This window comes from Paenibacillus sp. JNU01 (genome assembly GCF_059130585.1).
Map to the genome: position 1 here is coordinate 1,191,469 of NZ_CP169723.1, position 25,722 is coordinate 1,217,190.

A 25,722-nucleotide genomic window follows, 5' to 3' on the forward strand; every position below is an offset into this window, starting at 1 on the left:
TTAATCATGTGAATTACTCTAGCTGCTGCTTTTTACTGTTTGACAGACCCTAACATGATTCCGGTTACAAAGTATCTTTGGACAAATGGATAGATGGTGAGTATCGGCAAAATGGTTAATACCATCGTTACTGATTTAATATTGGCAGCAATCTGTGTCAGGTTATCCGCTGAGGTTGCACCGGCAGACGCCCCGCTTGTCGCTCCTGCAATCATATTGCGCAGATAAATGGTTACCGGGAACAGTTCTTTTTTGTCCAAATACAGAAAGGCTGGGAACCAGGAATTCCAATGGCCCACTGCGTAGAACAGCACCATGGTTGCCATAACTGCTTTACTTAGTGGCAAAATAATGCGTAACAAGATTCCGTAAGTGTTCAAACCGTCAATCGAGGCAGCTTCCTCCAGTTCTTCAGGCATATTTTCAAAAAATGATTTCATGATCAGCATGTTGTATATGCTAATTGCGCCAGGAACAACAAGTGCCCACATGGTGTTGTTGAACCCAAGGGAATTAATCAACACATAGTTTGGAATCAATCCACCACTGAAGAACATGGTGAATACGGCGAACATGGTCAGAAATTTGCGACCCATTAATCTCTTTTTGGACAGGGCATATGCGAAAATAGTTGTCATGAACATGGAGATTAGCGTACCTACCACGGTGTAGATAATCGTATTTTTATAATTCGTCCAGAACATGCTGTCACGCGAGATGGTCTTATACGTCTCCACATTGAATCCTCTTGGGAACAGACTAACCTTGCCCGAATTAATATAGGACTCACTACTGAAGGATTGTGCCACGACATTTAAGAATGGATAGAGCGTTATAAATACTACGAACAGCAGAAAGATAACATTGAATACTTTAAATACCTTGTAAGATCTGGATTCCTGCATGATGCTCCTCCTTTACCATAAGCTTCTTTGTGTCAGTCTGCGTGAGATCGCATTTACGGAGAACACCAGAATCAGACCGATCAGCGATTCGAACAAGCCAATTGCGGTAGCATAACTGAAGTTACTGGATTCCAGTCCGACCCGATACAGGTAAGTCGAGATGACATCAGATGTCTCGTAGATTAGCGGATTGTACAAGAGTAAGATTTTTTCGAATCCAACAGCAAGGAAATTACCCATGTTCAAAATCAATAATGTCACAATCGTTGGCAAAATCCCTGGTATCGTTACATGAATCGTTTGCTTCCACCGATTGGCACCATCGATACGCGCAGCTTCATACAAAGAATCATCTATGGTTGTCAGTGCAGCCAGATACAGAATCGCTCCCCAACCCATACCCTGCCATACCTCAGAAGTGATATAGATTGTTCGGAACCACTCCGCCCGCTGCATAAAAGGAATATTGTCTCCAGTGAAGAAAGCTACCAGTCCATTAATGGAACCATTCACTGCTGTCAGCTGCAGGATCATACCCGCCACGATAACGATGGACAGAAAATGAGGCAGATAGGACGCGGTTTGAACAAACTTTTTGAATCGTTTACTCTTCACTTCGTTAAGCATCAAGGCAAAAATGATTGGAACCGGGAATGTAAAGAGCAACGCGAGTCCGCCCAACATCAGCGTGTTACCAAATACTCTCCAAAAGGTAGGGTCCTCAATGAACATTTTGAAGTATCTTAACCCAACCCACGTTTCTCCAAATATACTTCCTCCCGGAACAAAGCGTCTGAACGCAATCACATTTCCGATCATCGGCCCATATTTAAAAATAAGGAGATAGATGATGGGAAGGATTAATAGTGAATACAACTGCCAGTCTTTGCGGAACAAAGTTGCTGCCGTTCGTAATCTGCTTTCTTTACGTAAAGATGTCATGGTTAACGTTGTTTTAGCGGTTTCCGACTCCATGTGTTTTCACTCCAATCCAGGACTTGATAGATATAAACTATTTCACGAGCAATTCCCATCGCTTCTTTGGTAGAAAACAACCAATCCTTCAATTTCACCCCCACCACGAAATAGAGTACAGTCCAATGTAAGCGATATCATTTTGATGTTTTATGTAAAATCACTCAATCCAAGGTGCTTCACATCATGTATTAGCACTTAATAATTGGTGTGATCTCCAAATCGAAAGAAGGTCTTCGAAGTGTATAAAGCGCTTACAACAAATAAAAAATAATTAGCAACAACCCTCGCTTCCATTCAAATGAATTCAAATGAATTAAGTCAAAAGAAATTGCTCAGAATAATCTAAATACTAGTCATACTAGTATGTTAGTTATATTTTAATCCAGCTCCCCCCTAATTTCAATAACTTTTAGCAAAATAAATGGAAATCTCATTTAACAAGGTAACTTAGTTAATTTACTCAAATTAAAAAAACATTGGTAACTTCAAGAACGATATCATCGTTCATTGAAGCTTCCAATGTTTCAGAGTGCTGAGGAAAGATGTTATGGCTGATTTGCTCAGAACTTAGCAATAAGTTGATCTAATTCGGATAAATGCGTAATTTCATGGTCAGGCGCATACGTTTCATTGTTGTTCTTATGCTCACGGTTAATCCATACGGCTTGGATGCCTGCTGATAGAGCACCACGAATATCCGTCGTCAACTTGTCCCCAACCATCATGCTCTCTTCGGGTTTAACACCCAGTTTACTCAAAGCATGCTCGAATATGGACGGATCTGGTTTTCCTTTTCCAAAGTTACCCGAGATAACAATCTCATCAAAGAAAGGAGTCAATTCAGGTACACCATCCAACTTCTCTTGTTGCAAAGCAGGACAACCGTTCGTTAACAGCAAAAGTTTGTATTTCCCTTGTAATTGACGCAAAGTATCCATCGTTTCTTCGTACACATGAGGTCTGGATCTACGTTCTACTCCAAACTGCGCGGCCAGTTGTTCAGCAAGATCTTCCCGATCTATACCCAACTTCAACAAGCCACGACGCCAGGATTCTTTACGGTAAGCTGGAGCAAGTTGTTCCAACTGACGGAACTCAGCTTGATCCCCACCAGTAAAGTTGGCCCAAAGGCCTTCAAACGGATTGATTCCAATCATTTTGGTAAAAGGAAAGGTCTCATAAGATTCATACAGTGCACGTGCCTCGTTACGAACAGCTTCTTCAAGTTCCTCCGGTTTGACCCCAGTCTCTTGTGCTGCAATTAGACAAGTCTCACGAAATGCTTCTCGAACACTGCGCTCATCCCACAATAAAGTATCATCCAGGTCGAACAAAATCGCTTTTAACGCCATTCCGATCATCTACCCCTTTATGCAATAATTACTTATCGATCGTTTCCACGGTGATCTGGTGTGCTTTTGCAAACTTCAGCAAACGTTCTGCAATCGCATCTGTATCGTAACGGTTCAATAACTTGGTGAACACCCATCTTTTCCCGCGACTTTTATGTTCGATAACAACTGTGCCTGGTTCAATTCTGAATTTGACAATATCTTCAACCCCGATTGAACGTTCACGATTACCCTTTGTTGTTATAATCCGATTACTGCTGATCTTGATGTATGGACGACGAAGCATGAAGATGACTGCCAAAAATACGTAAAGCAGCATCGTCACCCAGTCCCAGGTTGTCATCGGAGCTTGCACAAGGAACGTGCTCATAAACAGATACAAAAAGGCGAGACCGATCAAAAATATAGGGAACAAAAGGCTACGTCCCTTAAAGACTTCTTCACCTGGTGTACCTGTGATTGGCTGACCACTTTTTTTGCGTTGCTGATTTAACTGCTTGGAATTTTTCTTAACCGTTCTCTCGAACGAACGCGACATGAGAATCCCCCTTATGTGTCTTTGTATCGGCTTACATAACTGTAAACCAACATTTCCCCCTATAAATTGCATACTCAGAATAACAGGAAGAAACCTAAATATCATAATGATATCATTAGGTTTCGTTAGTGTTTGAGTTTGCCTTGGTGGCCTTTGTCATTCTCATCATCAACAATCTCAATGGTATCCAGTTGTTGTCTGAAATTGCTGCGAATATTACTCAAATAAATCTCTCTTAGCTCGGCACGTTCAGCAAGTTCTTCCTCCGACAATCCAGTGGACTTTTGCTTACGAGCCAATTCGTTAATACGTGCTACCAGACTATCTATATCCAAGCTTGTCCCCTCCAAAAATACAAAGTCATATTAACTTTGCCATGATAAAGGCTGCTTGTCAAGCTGACACGCGTTAACTCTCATTGATGTGCATTTATTCTGCGAATTGCGGTAGAGTTAGTACTTGTCCCACTTGGATCGAAGTCGCTTGAAGTTGATTCACTTTCTTAATTGCTTCTATATATATACGTGTATCCATATTAGTCGGTTTATGTTCCAAAGAAATACTCCATAATGTTTCCCCTTGTGAAACGGCTATCTTTCCTCCAGGCAGAACATCATTCTCATTGCCAGCAAATACCGTTAATACAGTGCTACATCCAATAAATATAATCAAAGAAGTGATGGCTACCTTTAATATCCATGAAGAAATCTTGAAACGCGCTAAAACCTTCTTGTAGTTCCCTATGTTAGACTTCACCAGTTCCGAATTCATCGGTTCATAAATACTTTGATAAGTTGAATATCTCATTAAATACCCGCCTCCAAACGTTTGTTCCTATCTGTTGAAATCAATATAACACGAACACTTGTTTTGTTCAATAGATTTTTAGAACAATTGTTCGCTTGTTTTTTGAAGGAGAAATATCTTAATTCAAACCCTTCTGCGAAGCATTTGCAGTATTCTGCTCTGACTTTTGGATAAATTCGGTTCTATAAGTTAAAAAACACTGATTATATGCCATTTTATTTAGAACTTATGTTTGTACGAACGGAGGTTCTATGTTATAATTTTCCCAAACGTTACTAAAATGGGGTTGATACGGTATGTCGAAGATATCCAGCAGGCAGCAGGCAATTCTGGAATTTATACGAAATGAAGTCCGGTTGAAGGGGTATCCTCCTTCCGTACGGGAAATTGGTGAAGCTGTTGGACTGGCTTCCAGCTCAACAGTACATGGACATTTGGATCGCCTGGAGAAAAAAGGTTTGATCCGACGCGACCCTACCAAGCCAAGAGCCATTGAGCTTTTGAGCCAGGAAGAATCTGAGCATTCTCATCAATTTGCTCATAGCGTTGCACGTATTCCTGTCGTTGGTAAGGTTACAGCCGGGGTTCCAATTACTGCAACCGAGAACATTGAAGACTACTTCCCTCTTCCTACACATTATGTAGGTGAACAGAAAGTGTTTATGCTTTCGGTAGTCGGAGATAGTATGGTGGAAGCAGGAATCGTTAACGGAGATTACGTTATTGTCCGTCAACAGCAAACTGCTGATAACGGTGATATCGTAGTGGCAATGACTGAAGACGATGAAGCTACAGTGAAAACGTTCTATAAAGAGAAAGATCATATTCGCCTTCAACCGGAGAATGCGACTTTCGAGCCTTTACGTTTGAAACACGTTAGTATTCTGGGTAAAGTCATTGGCCTTTTCCGAGATATTCATTAATATCTAACCTGAGTAACAAAACTAGATGCAATACACTGAAATACAAAAAGAGGTTGCCCTGATGAACAGGACAACCTCTTTTTATGTTTATATTGTTTTATCGGATAATTATTCGCTGCGTTTCAGAACACTCTTGTGATGCGAGAACACATCAAAGCTCTGTTGTCCGTGATATGAGCCCATACCACTCTCTCCTACACCACCAAACGGAAGATAATGCGAAGTCATATGAGAAAGCGTGTCATTAATACATCCCCCACCGAAGGAAACTTGATTCAGCACCTGATCCTGTAGTTGCTCATCCTGTGTGAAGAGATATAGTGCCAATGGTTTTGGCCGGCGAACAATCTCATCCAGCACGGGATTCAGGTCGCTGTACGTAAATACGGGAAGAATCGGACCAAAGATCTCTTCTTGCATGACAGGTGAATCCCAGTTCACATCTCCAAGTACAGTCGGCTCAATCAGCAACTGCTCACGCACAGACCGTCCACCTATCAGCGTTTTGCCATCTGTAAGAAATTTCGACAACCGATCAAAGTTACGCGCGTTGACAATATGTGGGAAATCAGCATTCTGTAACACATCATCCCCAAATTTATCTTTGACCTCTGCGCCAATCAGATTAATTAATTCGTCATGAACTTGTTCATGCACAAGCAAGTAATCCGGAGCAACACATGTTTGCCCTGCATTCAGGAACTTACCACGAACAATACGCTGAGCCACCAGCTTCAGATCTGCGTCACTATGGACAATAGCAGGACTCTTACCACCTAATTCAAGAGTTACAGGAGTCAGGTGCTCCGCAGCTGCCTTCATAACAATGCGACCAACACCCGTACTACCTGTGAAGAAAATATAATCAAACTTCTCTTTCAACAATGCTGTGCTGGCTTCGACTTCCCCTTCCATAACGGCAATATACTCCTGAGGGAAGATCTCCTGAATAAGATCATACGTCAGACGAGATACGGCTGGTGTTAATTCAGAAGGTTTGATAACTGCACAGTTACCGGCTGCAATTGCTCCAATCAGTGGACCAAACGCCAGTTGGAAAGGATAGTTCCAAGGTGCAATAATAAGAGCCACTCCGTATGGTTCAGGGTAAATGGTGCTCACCCCATCCGGCATAGCCGAATTAGTTGGGACTTGTTTTGGCGCAGCCCATTCCTCCAGATGTTCTAATGCAAAATCCAATTCACCCAGAACAATGCGAATCTCGGAACCGTAAGCTTCCGCCTCGGATTTGTTCAGATCCACCCGAAGTGCATCTTGTATCCGTTGCTGATACTTTTCGATTCCTTTTCTAAGCTGTTGAAGTGCATTAATCCGATACTCGATATTTTTAGTTTGTCCTGTATAAAAAAATGTACGTTGTTCTGTCACCAATTGTTTTGCCTGATCCATATTAACATCTCCAATTAATTATTTAAAATTAAATTGCTCAAAATTCAATTAAAGTATACCTCTTCTATATGAAACTATCAACATAATATTGAAACATTAATTTGAAAATTTCTGAAATTTGGTAGGCGTTTCAAGATATGAGAAAGCTACCCTTTTTTTTATGTAAGTGTTCGACTATAGCGAATTATTGGGTATTATTAGAATTCATCTTTATTTCTCCAGAAGATTATATGTACTGAGATCTAAAGAGATGGATGTAGCCTTGTAAATCTTACGCAATGTCAACATAGAGATCATATGTCCTAATTGCCGATAACTCTGCGGACGTGGAGAAGTAATTTCTCTAATTCAATGACTTGTGGTTTTGTGTTGGTTTTGTTTGCATAGTAAACAAAGAAGCCGGCCTATTTTTGAATCTTTTACTCGAATGTATCACGAAATTTTCTCTTTTCCATGTTCTTAATGGATAGTGTGCGCTACGCTTCTACTACTCCTCTATAATCAAATACTAGATAGGTACCCGAACCTACATAAGACTACCGGGAGGAAATCATTTTTCATATCTTAATGTCTTATATGTATATTTATCTTATTATCACCCAAATCTATTAGTTCGATAAAAGGCATGCTTAATAAATCATTTCTATCAATTAGTCAAAATTAGCATTTCAAAAGAATATCCATAAATCCAACATTTTACAACTATATTATTTACAAATAGTAATCTTATATGGTATATTTAACCATGGTTGGCCAACCTAATTATTTGAACTCTACTCGATATCTTTAATTTCAAATAACAACTTAAAACAGAATCTTACTCTATTGGTTCTAGTATATTTGGGAGGTTTGAATATGAAAAGATTAAGAAAATTCTCTATTTCTGTTATGGCAACTGCTTGTCTATTAGCATTCGGTTCCAGCTCTGCATTCGCTAAAACTGGTTGGGCTGATTCATTTGAGACAGCAGAAGTGATGTACTCAAGTGTAAACCAGTCTTCTGGATTTAGCGCAACACAGTATTTAGATAGCATGAGCGACAATGATTTTTATGTAGTCGACAACACAAACGGTACATCCGAAATCACATATTCTGTTATAGCCACTCCACCAGCTAACTTCGACATTGTTATGGGTGTTATTAAAATGAATGCAAGCGGTGCGATCCTGTCCATTCAAATGGATAACTGGAATGGACGGGGATACCCTGAGGCGATTAGTTGGAATGCTAAACCTGGTGAGAAGGTTTACTTCAGAATTATGGACAACGGTATCAACAACTATAACGAGCCTTATACAATTCAATTCACAAAAACCAGCTAAATAATATTTTAGTAGATATTCAATGGCTCCCCGCTATATTAATGGGGGGGCCATTTTTTATACTTTGTAGACAAGGATGAGTACAGCGATAAATTTATTTTATGTTTTCCAGAGATAATGCTCTTTTAATTGTTGAATTATAGCTTAAGAGGATGTTTCATTGAGTCATTATTGCTTATTCAGATTGAAAAGAGCTTTATTAAATCAAATTCTCGAAATAGCTATGCATCATATTTTATCATTTTCAAAGTTTGAACGAAGTTTTTTTACTCATGGTCAGGAAACAAAATTCAATGGAATATTTTGAGGTTCGTTATTGAATCTAGAGTTAACAGAATCTTAGAACATTGTGATCTTCCTTACCTTTTCGTTCACTATCTCAGGCCTGCGTAGTTCTTTTACTTGAGTGCGGGGAAGATACGAAATTCACTGAAGAAATTTTTGTGTAGAAAAATATTTTGGGGGCATTTTGATTTTTCTTTAAATGTTTAGGGATTGCCCACAAAAAGAAAAACCCCTCAGCGCTAGAGCGCCAAGGGATTGAGCTATTAGTACAAAGTGATATATTGATCGCGTTCCCATTGGTGGACTTGTGTTCTATACATATCCCACTCAATTTCTTTCAGCTCATAGAAGTGAGCCAAGGCGTGGTCGCCGAGAGCATCACAGATAACTTCGCTGCGGATCAATTCATTCAGTGCTTCTTTCAGGTCAGCTGGCAAGCTTGGAATGCCTTCTTCCACACGCTCTTCTTCTGACATGATGTAGATGTTACGGTCAATTGGAGCTGGTAAGGAAAGCTCACGTTTGATTCCGTCCAGACCTGCTTTCAACAAAACAGCCAAAGCCAGGTAAGGGTTAGCAGCCGGATCCGGGTTACGAACCTCAACACGTGTGCTCAAACCACGGGAAGCTGGAATACGAATCATTGGGCTACGGTTACTCGCAGACCATGCTACATAACAAGGAGCTTCATAGCCTGGTACAAGACGTTTGTATGAGTTCACAGTTGGATTAGTAATAGCTGCAAACGCACGTGCATGCTTCAGAGTTCCAGCCATGAAGTGACGTGCAGTTTTGCTCAAACCAAGCTCGTCCGACTCGTCAACGAATGCGTTCTCATTGCCTTTGAACAAAGATTGGTTGCAGTGCATACCGGATCCGTTCATACCAAACAGCGGTTTAGGCATGAATGTAGCATGTAAACCATGCTGACGTGCAATCGTTTTAACAACGAGTTTGAACGTTTGGATCTGGTCAGCCGCTTTCAGCGCATCAGCATATTTAAAGTCGATCTCATGCTGACCTGGAGCTACCTCATGGTGGGAAGCTTCGATCTCAAAGCCCATTTCTTCAAGGGTGATAACGATGTCACGGCGACAGTTTTCACCAAGATCCGTAGGTGCCAAGTCGAAATATCCACCTTGGTCATTCAGCTCGTTGGTCGGGTTTCCTTTTTCGTCTGTTTTGAACAAGAAGAACTCAGGTTCAGGACCGACGTTGAAGGAAGTGAATCCCATATCTTGGGCTTCCTTCAGGTTTCGTTTCAAGATACCACGTGGGTCTCCTGGAAACGGGTTACCATCTGGAAGGTATACGTCACAGATCAGGCGTGCAACACGGTTTTCTGCTACCCATGGGAAAATAAGCCAAGAATCTAGATCTGGATAGAGGTACATGTCGGACTCTTCAATACGTACATAACCTTCAATGGAAGATCCATCGAACATCATTTTGTTATCCAGAGCCTTAGTCAACTGGCTCACAGGAATCTCAACGTTTTTGATAGCTCCAAGCAAATCGGTAAATTGCAATCGAATGAATCGTACGTTTTCTTCTTTCGAAATGCGGAGAATGTCTTCTTTTGTATAGCTCACTATAACCTCTCCCTTTCTTATCTGCGTATTTGGCTTGCCTGTTATATTTGTACATTAGAAAGTTCCACGGGTCAAGGATTCTTACACCATAAGTGCATGATTTCCTCTCACTCGCCAAGTTATGCGAACTTACTTTTTATTAAAGAATCGGGAAAGCTCTCCCTGAATGAGAGATACTTGTCCAGGTCTCTTACCTGACACAAGTTGCTGCTTCAGCAAACGATGCAACTGCGTATCGGACAGTTCTCTGCGTTTAACTTCTGTATCTGGCGTGATCACTGTAGCTTCCTCGGATTCTTTCGAAACAGGATTCATCACTTGTTTGATCCCTGCGATGTTAACTCCTTTTTCAATCAAAGCCTTGATCTCTAGCAATCTCTCTACGTCATTAAAAGAGAATAACCGCTGATTACCTGACGTTCTCGCAGGAACGATCAAGCTGTGCTGCTCATAATAACGAATCTGACGTGCAGACAGATCCGTAAGTTTCATTACAATACCAATTGGGAATAAGGCCATATTTCTGCGAATTTCATCACCCATGTTCATCAACCTTCCAGTCATCTATTCTTCACCCTATTGTACATTTAGTTGTTACCAAGTGTCAATGATGTGTTAGATAAACTCACAATAATTTACGATCTTTCATGGTCTGTAATGCCATCAAAACGCCATATTTGACATGAGAGTACGTTAATCCGCCCTGCATATACCCAATATACGGCTCCCGAATAGGCGCATCGGCTGATAATTCCAGACTTCCGCCCTGAATGAACGTACCTGCCGCCATAATGACAGGATGTTCATAACCAGGCATATCCCACGGTTCAGGAACCACATGACTATCTACAGCTGCTGCACGCTGAATTCCCTGCACAAAGGCAATTAAATGCTCAGCAGAACTGAACTGAACAGCCTGAATCAGATCTGTACGAGCTTCATTCCAAGCGGGCTTGGTTACAAATCCCGATTCAGCAAACATCGCAGCAGCAAACGTACTACCTTTAATAGCTTGTCCTACGATTGTCGGTGCCATGTAAAGTCCTTGGTAGATGCCACGTGTTGTTCCCAGCATTGCTCCAACCTCTCCCCCAATTCCCGGGGCTGTCAGGCGATAAGCTGCCAACTGTACGTATTGTTCCTTCCCACATATGTATCCTCCGGTTTCTGCAATACCTCCACCAGGATTCTTAATAAGTGATCCGGCCATCAGATCAACTCCGACTTCTGTCGGTTCACGTTCCTCCGTGAATTCACCGTAACAATTATCCACGAATACGATGACATCCTCCTTAAGCCCTTTAACACGTGTCACCATCTCGGCAATCTCAGCAACACAGAAGGATGAGCGCCAATCATAACCACGTGAACGTTGAATCCCAATGACTTTTGTAGCCGGTGTAATGCTTTTCTCAACTGCTGCCCAGTCCACGCCACCTTCAACAGTTAAAGCCGTCTCACGGTAGCCGATACCAAAATCGCGTAACGAACCTGTACCATCACCGGGTTTGCCAATCACTTTATGCAATGTGTCATAAGGCTTACCCGTGATGTACAATAATTCGTCACCTGGGCGCAATACGCCAAAGAGAGCTGTACTAATCGTATGTGTACCTGAAGCAAAATGAGGACGTACCAACGCGGCTTCCGCGCCAAACACATCAGCATATACTTCATCAAGTACTTCACGCCCACGGTCGTTATACGCATAACCTGTTGAACCTGCAAAATGAAAATCACTTACTTTTCGCTGTTGGAAAGAGTTAATCACTTTCCATTGATTGTGATCTGTGATCCGATCAATCTGTTGAAGTTGTCCTTCAATCTGACGCTCCACTTGTTGCTGAAGTTCAGATATTTCTGAATCAAAGCTTACCATCTTACTTCATTCCCCTTCATAGCACGAATCTGACGTTGAATAGTCATTATCGTGTAACTTATCACATCAATATGTCATGAATATTACGATTCAATAAAATTTTCGAGCATATAACCAAATTTCTCATATTCACCTTTTTGCAATTCCACTTCATAAATGACATCATTCTCCTCAAAGCTGGTATCCACTACATCACCAATTTTGTAGAGTACCGACGTAAGATCCCCACGTTCTGCCGGAATACGGAAGCGTTTCGTGTCACCTGTCAGCTCGTTCTGAATCAATTCACGGATTTTAAGCAGATCCTCTGAATCTAATGCGCTTACTTTAATATGATCTTTATCCAGTGGAAGCATCTCAAGCTGTTCTGGTGTGCACGCATCTTTTTTGTTATACAGGACTAACTGCGGTTTATCCCCTGCACCAAGTTCTTGCAAAATCGTGTTAACCGTTCTCATCTGATCTTCACGCATAGCTGATGAGGCATCCACAACATGCAGGATGAGATCTGCTTCATTCACTTCTTCCAGTGTTGCCCGGAAAGCCGCAATCAGATCATGCGGGAGATTTTGAATAAATCCAACGGTGTCGGTAAGTACGATTTCTTTACCACTTGGAAGTTCCATCGTGCGTGAAGTTGGGTCCAAAGTAGCAAAAAGCTGATCTTGAATATACACATCTGCCGCAGTCAACTGCTTGAGCAAGGTTGATTTGCCAGCATTGGTATAACCAACAAGGGCCACTTGAACAATACCTGTCTTCTTCCGGCGTTCACGGTGCAACTTGCGATGACGTGTCAATTCTTCCAGATGACGCTTCAGATCGTCAATGCGGCCACGGATGTGACGACGGTCTGTCTCCAGCTTGCTTTCCCCCGGCCCTCTTGTTCCGATGCCCCCACCGAGTCTGGACAGATTCTTGCCATGACCCGACAAACGTGGCAACAAGTAGCTATGTTGAGCCAACTCCACTTGAATGATACCTTCTCTCGTGTTGGCACGCTGTGCAAAAATGTCCAAAATCAACTGGGTACGATCAATAATTTTGAGATCAAGGGTTTCTTCCAGATTGCGAACCTGTGCTCCTGACAATTCCTGATCAAAAATAGCTGTAGTTGCTCCGAGTTCCTCTGCAATTGCACGAAGCTCTTCTACCTTACCTTTACCAATGAACCATTTGGTATCCCGTTTTTCCCTGTTCTGAGAAAGTACACTTAGCACTTCCACTCCAGCTGTCTCGGCAAGCTTCACCAATTCCTCTAAAGAGTACTCAGGATTGATACCCGTGCGTTTTACATCATCCGTAACAAGACTCACCAAGACGGCGCGATCTTTTTTGACCATATCTGTATCATGCGTGCCATTTGTCATGTATATGTTCACTCCCTCTAATTACTTATTCGTTGATATTCATTACCACAAATATGCCATGGCATGCCTTAAGCCGAACCGGTTGGCCCGGCCGGCTAGTGTAAAAACTATATTATCGCTTACTTTCGCTCAAAGTTCAAATCCTCTGTACGGATTGTCATCAGCTCCAGTTTCCCTGGACTGCCTTCCGAGTATTGTTCCAACAAACGAACCGCCTGATGCCTGATCGAACGCTCAATGGCATTACGAACGTATCTGGCGTTACTGAACGCATGTAGCGAATCATTTTTTTCCTGAAGCAAATGCTGCTTAAGTTTGAGTATGGTCTGAGGCATTAGAATATAATCACGCTCTTTGGCCATAATCTCAGAGATTTGAATCAACTGATCAATGCTATAGTCTGGAAATTCCACTTGAATGGGGAAGCGGGAAGGCAATCCGGGATTCGTTTGAAGAAAAAAATCAATCTCTTCCGAGTACCCTGCAAGAATCAGTATAAACTGATTTTTGTTATCTTCCATGGACTTAACAAGCGTATCAATGGCTTCCTTGCCAAAATCCTTCTCTCCGCCGCGGGCCAAACTGTAGGCTTCATCAATGAACAATATCCCACCGAGTGCCTTCTTGACCAGATCTCTTGTTTTCTGCGCCGTGTGACCAATATATTCTCCAACCAGATCCGCACGCTCAACTTCAATAAGATGACCTTTACTCAACACACCCATCTTCTGAAAAAGTTTGGCAACAATCCTCGCCACGGTTGTTTTACCAGTCCCCGGATTACCTTTGAAGATCATATGATACACGTGCGCACCACTAAGTAAGCCTGCTTCGGTACGCATCTGAGCAATCTGTAAGAAAGCATAGATCTCAAATACCAGGTCTTTGATATTTTCAAGTCCAACCAACTGCTCCAATTCACCCTGTATCTCCTGGAAGTGCGCATGTTTGGTTATGCTCTTGGCCGCCTGTACTGCCGCTGCCTCATCTTTGACCAACATCTGAGGTTCCTGGTTACGTAACACAATATTAATTTGTCTGGATGGTCTGCCTCCTGGTTGCTCTCCTGCAGCCATGACCCGTCCGTTCATTCGCCATCACCTCTATTTTATCGGGCTGAACTCTCCTGATTATTAATGTATTCTATCAGGCGCTCCAATATTAGAAGGATCATGAAGAATTCTACGGTTAGGTATATGTCTTAGATCTGAATGTTTTTTCGAAATTCTCCGTTCTCAAACAAACTCTGCCTATGCTTCAGTGATAACTGAAAGTATGGGAATACATGTGCATCAATGGCATGCAGCAATTCCTTTGCCGTCTTGTTAGCCAAGTCATAATCACCTGTCGTAATATGCTTCCGCGACAATGCATCTTCAAGCTCATCTTCATCCAGCAAAAAGACCTCTCCATCTTTCAGCACAACGACATCCAGATACAGGTCATCAAACCAAGGTACCCCCTGATCGGTTATCCCCTGACTGCGACATGTATCAATATACCATTCCACAATCCGCTCCTGATCATCAAACATCGCTGTAACAACGAAATGCTCTCCCTTCGGGTAGTATTGCAGCCAAGAATACCCTTTATCTGCAATACAGAAGGTACTGCCTCCATATGTTTTCCACAGAGGTTCTTTCAAATCCTGTATGGTGTACAACGTAATATAACCTGTGAAAATTTTGGATTGAACGAACCGGCATGTGAATTGTCGGTTCGTAATCCGGCGCCAGTTCGCGCGGTCCCCGAATTTCCGTTTCATACGAACCCCTCTTTGCCGACTACAGGTCCGTGACCTGCTCTGATGTTATTGGTGAACAATGTAATAACGTCCGCATGATAAATTCCAGCGCTCTGGGCCCACCTTGCACAACGTATTACGAATAGTTACAGCTTACCATATTTAAGGTATACACTCAAAATCAAGCTTTGTCCCACCTATTCATTAAATGATCTTCTATTAAAGAAGGTTCGTATAACCAAAAAAAACTGCTTCACCGAAATTCCGGGAAGCAGTTTAATTCATGCAGCTATTTAGTTATTCACTGGTTTAGCCGCCAGTTCCAGCTTGAGAATCTGCAGGTTCGTCTGTTCCTCCAGTGTCACCACTCGTTCCGCTGTCTGGAGTTACAATCTCGCCCGGTGTTGTTACGGCCCCATCATCAGAGCCTTCACCTGTACCGCCTGGCTCTGTTGTCCCCTGACCAGGTGGGGTCGTATTTCCTCCACCAGGTTGACCGTTACCTTGGCCGGCTCCGCTGTTATTACCATTGTTTCCATTATTGCCGTTATTACCATTCCCATTTCCGTTGTTGCCATTTTCATTCCCATTTCCGTTATTACCGTTCGAGTTGCCATTATCCGGTGAACCATTGTCCGGATTCTCCGTACCTGGCTGCTCAGGATTTGTTTCTGTACCAGGGTCTATACCAGGATCAGGTTCCTCTGGTGGCATTTCCTGCGCTTCAATCATCAGGGAAATGGTGTTCGAAGGATCCGTCTCCTGTCCTGATGCCAAGTCGTAAGCTGTCACATAGTACTCATAGGTCAGGCCAGGCAATGCACTTAAATCTTGTGCACTGGTCGATCCCACTGAATCAATGAGATGCGTGAACTGGCCTTCGGAGGTTTCTTTACGATACACCCGATACTGCGTGCTCGTGTCACCTGTTCCAGTCCAACTCAGTGAGACGGTTTGAGCATTTGGATCGTATGATCCACTCAGACCACTAACGGATAGTGCTGGTTGTTCTGGTTCTTCTACTGGCGGAGGTGCCTGCCCTCCAGCCGGTGTTTTGAATTGCTTCACTGGAACGCCTTTTAAGGCATCCCCCATGACTTTGGCAAAGAAAGCTGCTGACAGCTTACTGCTGTTCTTAAGCATATGATTGGCATCCGGATTGTCATAGCCCATCCAGACTGCGGCAGTCCATTCCGGTGTGTATCCAACGAACCATACATCACGGTTGGCACTGTTGCCAGAGATACCACTTTGAACCGTTCCTGTTTTACCCGCTACCGGACGATCCAGACGTGCCGAACGTCCCGTACCATCATTAACAACATTCTGCAGCATCTGTGTAAGCTGATACGCATTTTGCTCGCTCATGACACGCGTGGTGTCCGAGTTATCGTGTTTATACGTTGTTTTGCCTGCGCTATCCTTTATTTCCTTGATCGAATAGGCTTGACGGTATTCTCCGAGGTTGGCAAATGCACTATAGGCTTGCGCCATTTCCAGTGTATTTGTCCCTTTACTCAGACCACCGAGGGCAATTGCCAAGTTTTTGTCTTCATCTGTCAGCTGTATACCTACACTCTTGGCAAAATTAATACCTGTGTTAACGCCGATTTTATCAAGTAACCAAACCGCAGGAATATTTTCCGATTTCGTAATGGCATCTGTCATACTGATCGTCGAAGAATATCCATGCAAGTTACCCGGACAGTAGTTACCAAAACATTGCTTCGCATTGCTCAGCGCCGAGTTGGCACTGTAGTTTCCTGTTTCAAGCGCCGGTGCATAAGACACAATTGGTTTAAAAGCAGAACCCGGCTGTCTTCGACTCTGCGTAACACGGCTATAACCTTTAGTCTGATAATCACGTCCACCCAGGAGGGCAACGAGACTGCCATTCTCGTGGTTCATGATGACCATGGAACCTTGAACCTGTTGATCGTCTTTACTTGCCTCGAACAGACTATCGTCTGTAAAGGCAGTTTCCATGGCTGTTTGAGCCTGTGCATCCATGGTTGTATAGATTTTGTATCCGCCAATATTCAGATCATCTTCCGTTTTACCTGTTACGCGTTCAGCTTCACGGAGCACATAATCTATAAAGGCTTGATATTTCATGTCTTTCTCTGGTCGCTTGTAGTTATAGTTAATCTCTTTTGCTTCATCCATCTCCGCCTTGGTGATGTAGCCTTGTTCATACATCAGCTGCAATACCACACCACGGCGTGCTTTGGAGTCGTTTGGATTGCTTACCGGGTTATAGGCAGAAGGGCCTTTCGGCATCGCTGCCAATGTAGCAATTTGCCACAACTTCAACTTTTTGAGATCGGTAACTCCAAAATAAAATTCAGATGCCGCTTTAATCCCGTAACGCTGATGACCGAAGAAAATCCGGTTCAGATACATCGTCAGAATTTCGTCTTTGGTGTACTTGCGCTCCAATGCCATGGCAATGGATACTTCCGTTGCTTTACGGAAGAACGTTTTGTCACGGGACAAGAACATGTTCTTGGCAAGCTGCTGGGTTAGTGTACTACCACCTTCCACCATGGAACGAGCCATGACGTCCTTAACCGCCGCACGCCCGATGGACCAGATATCCACGCCCTGATGATCGTAGAATCGCTTATCCTCTGTTGCAACAAAGGCTTGCTTCACCAGCTCAGGAATATCATCTTCTTTGACGGGTTCCAGCTTCTGAATGGATAGCTCCCCCATTAATTGGCCATTGCGATCATATACTTTTGAAGTTTCATTAATTGTAGTTTTGTCCTTGTTGGCTTTGAGCAGATTTTCACCACTCACCATAATAAATAAATATCCGCCTAGTGCACAGAATATGGCGATTGCCATTGTGAAAAACAGTGTCCATCCAACGCGTTTACCCGTAATTTTTTTCTTTTTAGAGGTCTTTGGCTTCGCTTTTTTGGGTGACTTGTTATTGTTGTTGCGATTATTAGACCTCGACAACGGATCGTTTGGCATGTTACCTCCTGACTCCCTTTCAGTTGCATAATTTCTATTCGTCTGTTGGCTCAAGCATATATTAAACATATTTTGCCCGGAATGAAAAGAACAACCCTTTATTCAGGTTGCTCTGTTTCAATACCTATACTTGTAGACGAAATGGTTGGTGAAAAGGTTTCGTAATTTTTTAAGCTTCGCCGCTATTTTCTTGCTGCATCAGCGATACGCTGCGTTGCGGCGTGAACGTGGAGATGGCATGCTTGTAGACCATTTGCTGGCGTCCGTCGCTGTCGATGACGATCGTAAAATTGTCAAATGCCTTGATCGTCCCGCGGATTTGGAAGCCGTTGGTCAGATAGACCGTAGCAGGAATATTTTCTTTCCGCAGTTGGTTCAAGAACGTATCTTGGATGTTGATGGACTTGTTCATTAGCCGTACCCCCATTGGTTCATTTGAATTCGTGTTCAAGTAATATTCAATATCGCTGAGTAGCTTTCGTGCTATTATATCATGAACAGTTTCATATAATCCACAAAAACCCCTTGTCTGCTATTTTACACCCATTCTTGGCAAGGCAAACAAATAGAAGACTTATCCATTATACACCGCTTGCCAGTTTTGCAAAAGAGGGACAAACTCTTCATTTTAAAGCTCATTTATTCATTGTTTGGCGAATTTTTAATCTCTTACACCTATTCTAGTGATACATAAAAACCTCTATCCTTCTGATGACCAAAAGGTAGAGGTTTACATATCTTGATCTAATCGATGCCTGTCAGAAGAATACTAATCATCGCTCAAATCAATCAAATTTTTGTGTAATCAATTCACTTATTTGCTTGTATTTCCCTTCAAAATCCTGGGTATCCGTCATGTCTACCCATTCAATATCCTTCATATGGCGGAACCAGGACAGCTGTCTTTTGGCAAACCGGCGCGTATCCCTCTTTAACCACTCAACCGCAGCTTCCCAACTCACTTCCCCTTGCAAGAACGCTGCAATTTCCTTATATCCCAGCCCTTGCATGGAAATATGACCTCTCGCCACGCCCCGTTCCAACAAGGATTTCACCTCATCTACCAGACCTTGTTCGATCATCAGATCAATCCGCTCTTCTACCCGGGCGTACAATTTCTGCCGATCCATTGTCAAACCAACAATAAGAAGGTCATAAGGCGACTCTTTCTTCTGTACTGCCAGCTGATCAGACCACTTCTCGCCTGTGAGGTGATGGATCTCAAGCGCACGCACAATTCGCCTTTGGTCATTCGGATGCAGACGATCTGCACTGACCGGATCTACTTCCCTCAGACGATCATGAAGGGCCTGTGCGCCATGTAGCTCCGCATAGCTGAATTGTTGCTCCCTGAACGCTTCATCCGAACCACTATCGGAAAATTGGAAGCCGTAACATACCGATTCCACATACAGACCGGTGCCACCTACAATAAAAGGCATTTTACCACGTTCATGGATTTCACTAATCAATCGGGTGCAACTCTCCTGGAACTCGGCCACAGAGTAAGGGTACTCAGGTTCATGTATATCAATGAGATGATGAGGTACACCCTTCATTTCTTCAGAGGTAATTTTGGCAGTTCCGATATCCATTTCACGATATACCTGCATCGAATCCCCTGAGATAATCTCACAATCGAAAGCTTGGGCAAGCTCGATGCTCATTCTTGTTTTGCCTACTGCTGTTGGTCCAACCAGCACAAGCAGTTTGGGTTTTGGTTTAACTTTCACGTTCAACATTAATCACTCCGTACAGGGTTTTTGCATTCGCTCGATCAAGTATTTCAAATCCGAGCCTGTCAAACTCCGCGCTGCCGCGCTTTTCTTTCATCACTACCCTTTTACGGGCGACCCGTCTCGCTTCCATAATGCTCTCTTCATCCAGCGCATGAGCATTCGCATAATCTCGCAAGGGCTGTATCGCACTAGAATCCATCATCGGTTCACGGAACATGGGGTCAAAATATACAGTGTCACAGCTTCGATCTGGCATGGAACGCAGTAAATCAAGATGATCCACATGCCGCAGATCTATGCGCCGAAAAGCCTCATCCACCAAGGGTTGATTGCTCTTATAATGCGACATGCCCTCCAGCAACAGTGTATAGAGTGGTTGAGAACTTTCGCAGGCGATGACCCGTCCACTCAACCCAGCCGCAACCGAAAATACCAGCGCATCAGAACCAAGTCCAGCGGTACAATCAACAATGGTGTCTCCTTCAAGTACCGCACCAGCTTCCAGCATGGGATCAGCTTCGCCTCTTAGAACACGTTTAGCGCGAACAAATCCCATACTGGGGTGAAATTCAAGCTCCGTTGCATCTTTGCGAAACAGACGGGCTCTGCCATTGAGTACCACTAGTATTTCATTGATACCATAATGTTCAATCAGTCTGGGTAAAGACGTTCTATTGCGCGGTACGTAGGTACCTCCTGTCGTTTCGGCGAGCTTACGCGCACGCTCCACCTGAGAGGCAATCTCCTTGTCACCGGTTGTAATGTACATAATGTCCCCCTAAATAGCTACATCACTCGTTTAAATAATTTTTCTAGATCATACGTTGAAAATGAAACCACAATCGGCCGCCCATGTGGACAGGTGTAGGGCTGACGACATGAACCCAGACGCTGAATCAGCACTTCTGCTTCCTGATCCGTCAGCTTCTGATTGGCTTTGATAGACGCTTTGCAGGAACACATGATGGATGCAGCTTCTCGCATCTTGGCCACATCTATGCTTCGTTCGCTTAGAACCCATTCGGACATCTCTTCGATAATGTCTTTCTCATCCCCTTTGGGGAACCAGAATGGATGGGAACGAACACGGAACGTCTGTCCACCAAAATGCTCCAAATATACACCGGCCTGCTCGAACCAGGCCAGCCTTGTTTTCAGCTTTTCAGTCTCTGAAGGTGTGAATTCCAAGGTAATCGGTAGCAGTAACTCTTGTGAGGCTTGAGCAGGGTTGCCGAATTTCTCGTAATAATATTCATAATTCACACGTTCATGAGCGGCGTGCTGGTCAATCAAATATAAACCTTGGTCATTTTGCGCGATTAAATACGTACCATGATGCTGTCCAATGAGGCTCAGCTCCGGAAATGCCGGCATGGATGCATCCGATTTAATGGCAGCAGCAAGTTTAGTGGCATCAGGCAAACCTGAAGTTTTCCACATCCGTTCAGTTCTCGCACTCGAAGACGGATTGTAGGGTGAACGAGCTTCCCTAACCGGCAAAGTTACGGAATCGGACTGGTAGGTAGTCGGTTTGCCATCAGTCAGCGGTTTCTCTGCTGCTACACGATCTTGAGAAGACAGGTCAGACTTTGGAGAAGCTTCGGAAGAACTTGCACTTACCTCTTTAGTAACTTCCTGCACGTTAGCATTTGTCTGCCCTCCATCATGACTCGACCCCTTCTGCAAAATATGCCCGTTCCAACTTTCTAACTGCTCAGGGGGGTGTGTAACCTCAGGTGGAGCTTCGGGCAGCGGCACGGTTTGTCCCTGTTCAGATACCGGTTGTACTTCGGAAAGATCCGCCGGAGCATCCAGATCATCATCTTCCGTAGTCAACTTTAACAATGCCTTAGAAGGTTTTCCGAGTGGACCTTGTTGCCCATAGCCTTCTGCATCAGACTGGTCTTTCAGCGGACCACGCGGAAAGAGGAATTGTTCCTGGATAAAGGAACTATCATCTCCACGTCGAATCTGCTGCTTCTTGACCTGCGGAATCAATACCTCCTGCCGGAGGATCCCCCTCAACGTCGTCTCCACAAATTCATAGAGTTCTGGTTCCTTGCTAAAACGTACTTCCAACTTGGCCGGATGCACGTTCACATCCACAAGAGAGGGATGCATCTCCAACTGCACCACGACAAGCGGGAAGCGATTGATGGGCAGCAAGGTATGGTAGGCTTTGAGAATCGCCTGATTGAGACCGTAATTGCGAACAAATCGCCCATTAACGATCGTCGACATACCACCACGATTCGCTCGTGTCCATTCTGGCAGGCTGATCAGCCCGCTCACCCGGTAATCCAGACTTTCACCCTGAATAGGAAGCATCGCTTTGGCAGCACTTGTCCCATAGATGGCTGCAACCACTTGCAGCAGATCGCCGTTACCCAGCGTCTGAAGCAACACATTCTCATTATGGCGCAATCTGAACGAAATGTTTGGATGCGACATCGCCATTCGGTATAGAACATCAGATATATGTCCGAGTTCCGTCTGGATCGTTTTCATATATTTGAGTCTGGCTGGTGTATTGTAAAAAAGTTCTTTCACTACAAAATCTGTACCTTGGGGCGAGGTTGCATCTTCATGAGAGACAAGATTCCCGCCTTCAATTACAATGCGGCGCCCCCGCCCGTCATTGTTACTTGCCGATAACACCTCTACCTTGGAGACTGCGGCAATACTCGCCAGGGCTTCCCCGCGAAATCCAAGACTTGTGATCTGGAACAGATCTCGTCCATGGGCTATTTTGCTGGTTGCATGACGATAAAAGGCCGTTTCCATATCCTCTGGCTCAATACCTGACCCATTGTCTTTGACACGAATACTGAGGAGTCCGCCCTCTTCCACAGTCACCTCAATCTTGGTGGCGCCTGCATCCACCGAGTTTTCAAGCAACTCCTTGACGACTGAAGCAGGTCGTTCGACCACCTCACCAGCCGCAATCTGGTTGGCAATATGTTCATCTAGCACATGTATTTTCGCCACAGGTTTTCCCCTCCCTTATATTCAGGATAATTGCTGTGCCTTCAATTTGAGATCATTTAATATCTGCATCGCCTGAAGAGGCGTCATGTTCATGACATCGATATCTTTCATCGTCCGTATGAATTCTCGTGCTGGCTTATCTTCCACCACAACTACATCCGTTTTCGTTGCCACGTTCGGCTCATCATCCCCAAAGATGGACAGTTGAACCACATCCGAATGGCTTGCGCTGGACTGTGCTTTGCTGTTAGATTTCTTGGTATTCTGCTTCCCAGCTCCGGTTGAATCTTCAATAGGAGATGTGTAATCTGCACTTTCCGCAGTAACATGCTCCCGGAGTATAGACGCTGAATCCGTGTGTTGGAGCTCTCCATCTTTTAATCTCAAGCCTGCTTCCTGCTTCTCGTTTCCGATGTATTCACTACCCACCGCTACTTGCGCAGCCGCATGTTCGAATCCATGCAACAGTCCATTCGCCCGCTCAATAATGCTATCAGGCAGACCTGCAAGGCGTGCACAATAGATACCATAACTGCTGCTGGCTGCTCCGGCAATCAGTTTGCGCAGGAAATTAACCTTGTCACCGCTCTCCTGTACCGCCATTGAGTAGTTTGCCAGCTTGTCCAGACTCTCCTCCAGATGAGCAAGCTCATGGAAATGTGTGGATACGAGGGCTTTACAGCCGATGATATCATGTACATATTCAATAACAGACTGAGCAATAGCCATGCCTTCACTGGTTGATGTTCCCCGTCCCAATTCATCGATTATAATCAGACTGCGTGGTGTTGCTTTGTCCGTCATGACCTGAATGTCAGCCATCTCCACCATGAATGTGCTTTGACCACCAATGAGATCATCCGCTGCACCAATTCGTGTGAAAATGCGATCCATGATCGGCACCTCCGCTTGACCCGCAGGCACAAAACAACCCACTTGCGCCAAAATGGAAATTAAAGCGACTTGTCGCATATATGTGCTCTTACCAGCCATATTCGGTCCAGTAATCAGCAGAATACGGGCCTCTTCCTTGGTCATTGCCGTGTGATTGGCAATAAATGCACCATCTCGCATAACTGCCTCGACCACCGGATGGCGTCCTTCTTCCACAACCAGATCATAACCGTCGGTCAATGTAGGCCGTACAAAGTTTCGCTCAGCACTAATCACCGCAAAAGATTGATACACATCAATTTCGGCTACCTGTTCAGCCAGCTTTTGCAATCTTGCAATCTCTTTGTTCAGCCGCTCGCGCAGTTCTGCGAACAGTCCATACTCAATATCAACCATTTTGTCCTGAGCTTCGAGAATCAGCGTCTCTTTTTCCTTCAACTCCGGCGTAATGTAACGTTCTGCATTGGCAAGTGTCTGTTTACGTTCATAACGTCCCTCCGGCAGTGCGGACAGATTGGACTTGGTGATCTCGATATAATAACCAAACACTTTGTTATATCCAATCTTCAGCGATCGAATGCCTGTCGCCTCACGCTCTCGCGCTTCAAGCTCCGCAATCCACTGTTTCCCGTTAACCGAAGCCTCACGCAATTCATCCAGACGTTCATGGTACCCTTCACGAATCAGGCCTCCGTCCCTTACGGATACAGGCGGCTCGTCCACAATGGCTTGCCCGATCGCTTCACGCAGATCATTGCAATCATCCATCGTTTCGGCAATATGCTGAAGTGTTGCGGAAGATGATCCTGAGCAATGCTGACGAAGTCCTGGAATTTTCTCCAGTGATGATTTGAGCGCATTCAGGTCACGACCATTGGCATTACCAAACGCAATCCGGCCAACCAAGCGCTCCAGATCATAGATATCTTTGAGTTCTGCCCGCAGGTCCTCACGCAATATAAACTGGTTGTACAACGTATCCACTGCTTCAAGACGCTCATTAATCTTCCCTTTTTGCAATAATGGCTTATCGACCCAGCGACGCAGCATTCTTGCACCCATGGACGTCTCGGTCCGATCAAGCAACCAGAGTAATGAACCTTTTTTGGAGCGTTCACGCACGGTTTCAACCAATTCCAGGTTCCGGCGGGTAAACGGGTCCAAGATCATATAATGATCTGGCTCATACGTTGAGATTTGGGTTAATTGTCCCAGAGAGCGTTTCTGTGTCTCACTCAGATAGGAGAAAAGACGTGCAATGCACGCTTGACGTTCAGGTTCTAATCTTGCCCACACAGCCTCACCAAACTGCTGACGAACCAGATCTTCCTTATTCTTTGTCCACGCCGTGTAGACCACAGGGCGACCGATTGGAGATGCCTCGGCTTCTACCGTGTCAAGCAGCGCTGCATCCCCCACCAGCTCCGATGGTTCGTAGATACCGATTTCATCTTTAAGCCATTCCTTGGAATAGGGTACGGATGTCACATACAACTCACCCGTTGACAGATCACAGGCTGCGAGCGCGAGCGTATTCTGATTACCAGTAAGACACACCATGTAGTTGTTGGATTTGTCCCCTAGTGTTTTGCCTTCCATTACCGTTCCGGGTGTAACCACACGAACAATTTCACGTCGTACCATGCCTTTGGTTACACTCGCATCTTCCATCTGTTCACATATCGCAACTTTATATCCTTTTTCAATCAGACGCTGTATGTAATTGTCAGCCGAATGATAAGGTACACCGCACATCGGAATTTTGTCATCAGTGCCTCCGTTACGTGCAGTCAGCGTGATCTCAAGTTCACGAGCAGCATTAATCGCATCCTCGAAGAACATTTCATAGAAGTCACCCAGTCTAAAAAATAGAAAAGCATCTTGTGCTTCGGCCTTCACTTGCAAATATTGTTGAATCATTGGCGTATACTGAGCCATGATGAATATCCTCCATCCCGTTCCTATAATGTCAGGAAGAAACGCGTCCTGGAAGGACAATAAGACGGTCAGGCA

Annotated in this window: 21 protein-coding genes; 2 read left to right on the top strand and 19 right to left on the bottom strand. The window is 44.2% G+C overall.

What is annotated here, in order from left to right; all coding sequences use genetic code 11:
• Window positions 1-32 precede the first annotated feature (32 nt).
• The 6 genes from NLBNIHML_RS04905 to NLBNIHML_RS04930 all read right to left on the bottom strand — a co-directional run bounded on the left by NLBNIHML_RS04905 (window position 33) and on the right by NLBNIHML_RS04930 (window position 4,580).
• A complete protein-coding gene (locus tag NLBNIHML_RS04905; protein WP_036613592.1) occupies window positions 33-905 on the bottom strand; it encodes a carbohydrate ABC transporter permease in 873 nt (290 codons plus the stop codon).
• A gap of 12 nt (window positions 906-917) precedes the next feature.
• On the bottom strand, window positions 918-1,847 hold the full coding sequence (locus NLBNIHML_RS04910) for an ABC transporter permease (RefSeq protein ID WP_371129062.1): 930 nt from the start codon (window positions 1,845-1,847) through the stop codon (window positions 918-920).
• A gap of 596 nt (window positions 1,848-2,443) precedes the next feature.
• Complete coding sequence (locus tag NLBNIHML_RS04915) at window positions 2,444-3,235, bottom strand: HAD family hydrolase (protein WP_472477555.1); 792 nt, start codon at window positions 3,233-3,235, stop codon at window positions 2,444-2,446.
• A 28-nt stretch (window positions 3,236-3,263) separates the two neighbouring features.
• A complete protein-coding gene (locus NLBNIHML_RS04920; RefSeq protein WP_339234540.1) occupies window positions 3,264-3,773 on the bottom strand; it encodes a hypothetical protein in 510 nt (169 codons plus the stop codon).
• Between the two features lie 125 nt (window positions 3,774-3,898).
• Window positions 3,899-4,108: a DUF896 domain-containing protein gene (locus tag NLBNIHML_RS04925; protein ID WP_017688036.1), complete on the bottom strand. Its 210-nt coding sequence runs from the start codon at window positions 4,106-4,108 to the stop codon at window positions 3,899-3,901.
• Between the two features lie 94 nt (window positions 4,109-4,202).
• A complete protein-coding gene (locus NLBNIHML_RS04930; protein ID WP_339234545.1) occupies window positions 4,203-4,580 on the bottom strand; it encodes a LysM peptidoglycan-binding domain-containing protein in 378 nt (125 codons plus the stop codon).
• A gap of 296 nt (window positions 4,581-4,876) precedes the next feature.
• On the opposite strand from NLBNIHML_RS04930, the gene lexA reads away from it, so the two are divergent.
• Window positions 4,877-5,503 (top strand): transcriptional repressor LexA, encoded by a 627-nt coding sequence (gene lexA, locus NLBNIHML_RS04935; RefSeq protein WP_017688034.1) that lies wholly within the window; start codon window positions 4,877-4,879, stop codon window positions 5,501-5,503.
• Between the two features lie 108 nt (window positions 5,504-5,611).
• Here the strand turns inward: lexA and NLBNIHML_RS04940 are convergent, their stop codons facing one another.
• Window positions 5,612-6,913 (bottom strand): aldehyde dehydrogenase, encoded by a 1,302-nt coding sequence (locus NLBNIHML_RS04940; protein ID WP_494353905.1) that lies wholly within the window; start codon window positions 6,911-6,913, stop codon window positions 5,612-5,614.
• An 855-nt stretch (window positions 6,914-7,768) separates the two neighbouring features.
• Here NLBNIHML_RS04940 and NLBNIHML_RS04945 point away from each other — a divergent pair.
• A complete protein-coding gene (locus tag NLBNIHML_RS04945; protein WP_339255872.1) occupies window positions 7,769-8,236 on the top strand; it encodes a hypothetical protein in 468 nt (155 codons plus the stop codon).
• A gap of 548 nt (window positions 8,237-8,784) precedes the next feature.
• Here NLBNIHML_RS04945 and glnA read toward each other — a convergent pair.
• The 12 genes from glnA to mutS form a co-directional block, all read right to left on the bottom strand.
• Window positions 8,785-10,113 (bottom strand): type I glutamate--ammonia ligase, encoded by a 1,329-nt coding sequence (gene glnA / locus NLBNIHML_RS04950; protein WP_091029299.1) that lies wholly within the window; start codon window positions 10,111-10,113, stop codon window positions 8,785-8,787.
• Window positions 10,114-10,242: 129 nt separating this feature from the next.
• Window positions 10,243-10,656: a MerR family transcriptional regulator gene (locus tag NLBNIHML_RS04955; protein WP_056689944.1), complete on the bottom strand. Its 414-nt coding sequence runs from the start codon at window positions 10,654-10,656 to the stop codon at window positions 10,243-10,245.
• Between the two features lie 82 nt (window positions 10,657-10,738).
• Complete coding sequence (locus NLBNIHML_RS04960; protein WP_494353906.1) at window positions 10,739-11,992, bottom strand: methionine gamma-lyase family protein; 1,254 nt, start codon at window positions 11,990-11,992, stop codon at window positions 10,739-10,741.
• Between the two features lie 83 nt (window positions 11,993-12,075).
• Window positions 12,076-13,362 carry a GTPase HflX gene (gene hflX, locus NLBNIHML_RS04965; protein ID WP_339234679.1) on the bottom strand — a complete coding sequence of 429 codons (1,287 nt, stop codon included), beginning with the start codon at window positions 13,360-13,362 and terminating at the stop codon, window positions 12,076-12,078.
• 119 nt (window positions 13,363-13,481) lie between these two features.
• Window positions 13,482-14,453: an AAA family ATPase gene (locus NLBNIHML_RS04970; protein WP_062834999.1), complete on the bottom strand. Its 972-nt coding sequence runs from the start codon at window positions 14,451-14,453 to the stop codon at window positions 13,482-13,484.
• 110 nt (window positions 14,454-14,563) lie between these two features.
• Window positions 14,564-15,127 carry a ribonuclease FAU-1 family protein gene (locus NLBNIHML_RS04975; protein ID WP_062835000.1) on the bottom strand — a complete coding sequence of 188 codons (564 nt, stop codon included), beginning with the start codon at window positions 15,125-15,127 and terminating at the stop codon, window positions 14,564-14,566.
• Between the two features lie 288 nt (window positions 15,128-15,415).
• A complete protein-coding gene (locus NLBNIHML_RS04980; RefSeq protein ID WP_494353907.1) occupies window positions 15,416-18,088 on the bottom strand; it encodes a PBP1A family penicillin-binding protein in 2,673 nt (890 codons plus the stop codon).
• A 169-nt stretch (window positions 18,089-18,257) separates the two neighbouring features.
• Window positions 18,258-18,500 carry an RNA chaperone Hfq gene (gene hfq / locus NLBNIHML_RS04985; RefSeq protein WP_494353908.1) on the bottom strand — a complete coding sequence of 81 codons (243 nt, stop codon included), beginning with the start codon at window positions 18,498-18,500 and terminating at the stop codon, window positions 18,258-18,260.
• A gap of 373 nt (window positions 18,501-18,873) precedes the next feature.
• Entirely contained in the window at window positions 18,874-19,830 is a 957-nt protein-coding gene (miaA, locus tag NLBNIHML_RS04990; protein ID WP_494353909.1) for a tRNA (adenosine(37)-N6)-dimethylallyltransferase MiaA, read from the bottom strand.
• Window positions 19,811-20,596 carry a class I SAM-dependent methyltransferase gene (locus NLBNIHML_RS04995; RefSeq protein WP_494353910.1) on the bottom strand — a complete coding sequence of 262 codons (786 nt, stop codon included), beginning with the start codon at window positions 20,594-20,596 and terminating at the stop codon, window positions 19,811-19,813. The genes miaA and NLBNIHML_RS04995 overlap by 20 nt, the downstream gene beginning before the upstream one ends.
• 17 nt (window positions 20,597-20,613) lie before the next feature.
• Window positions 20,614-22,815 (bottom strand): DNA mismatch repair endonuclease MutL, encoded by a 2,202-nt coding sequence (gene mutL, locus NLBNIHML_RS05000; RefSeq protein WP_494353911.1) that lies wholly within the window; start codon window positions 22,813-22,815, stop codon window positions 20,614-20,616.
• Window positions 22,816-22,836: 21 nt separating this feature from the next.
• Window positions 22,837-25,647 (bottom strand): DNA mismatch repair protein MutS, encoded by a 2,811-nt coding sequence (gene mutS / locus NLBNIHML_RS05005; RefSeq protein WP_494353912.1) that lies wholly within the window; start codon window positions 25,645-25,647, stop codon window positions 22,837-22,839.
• Window positions 25,648-25,722: the final 75 nt, after the last annotated feature.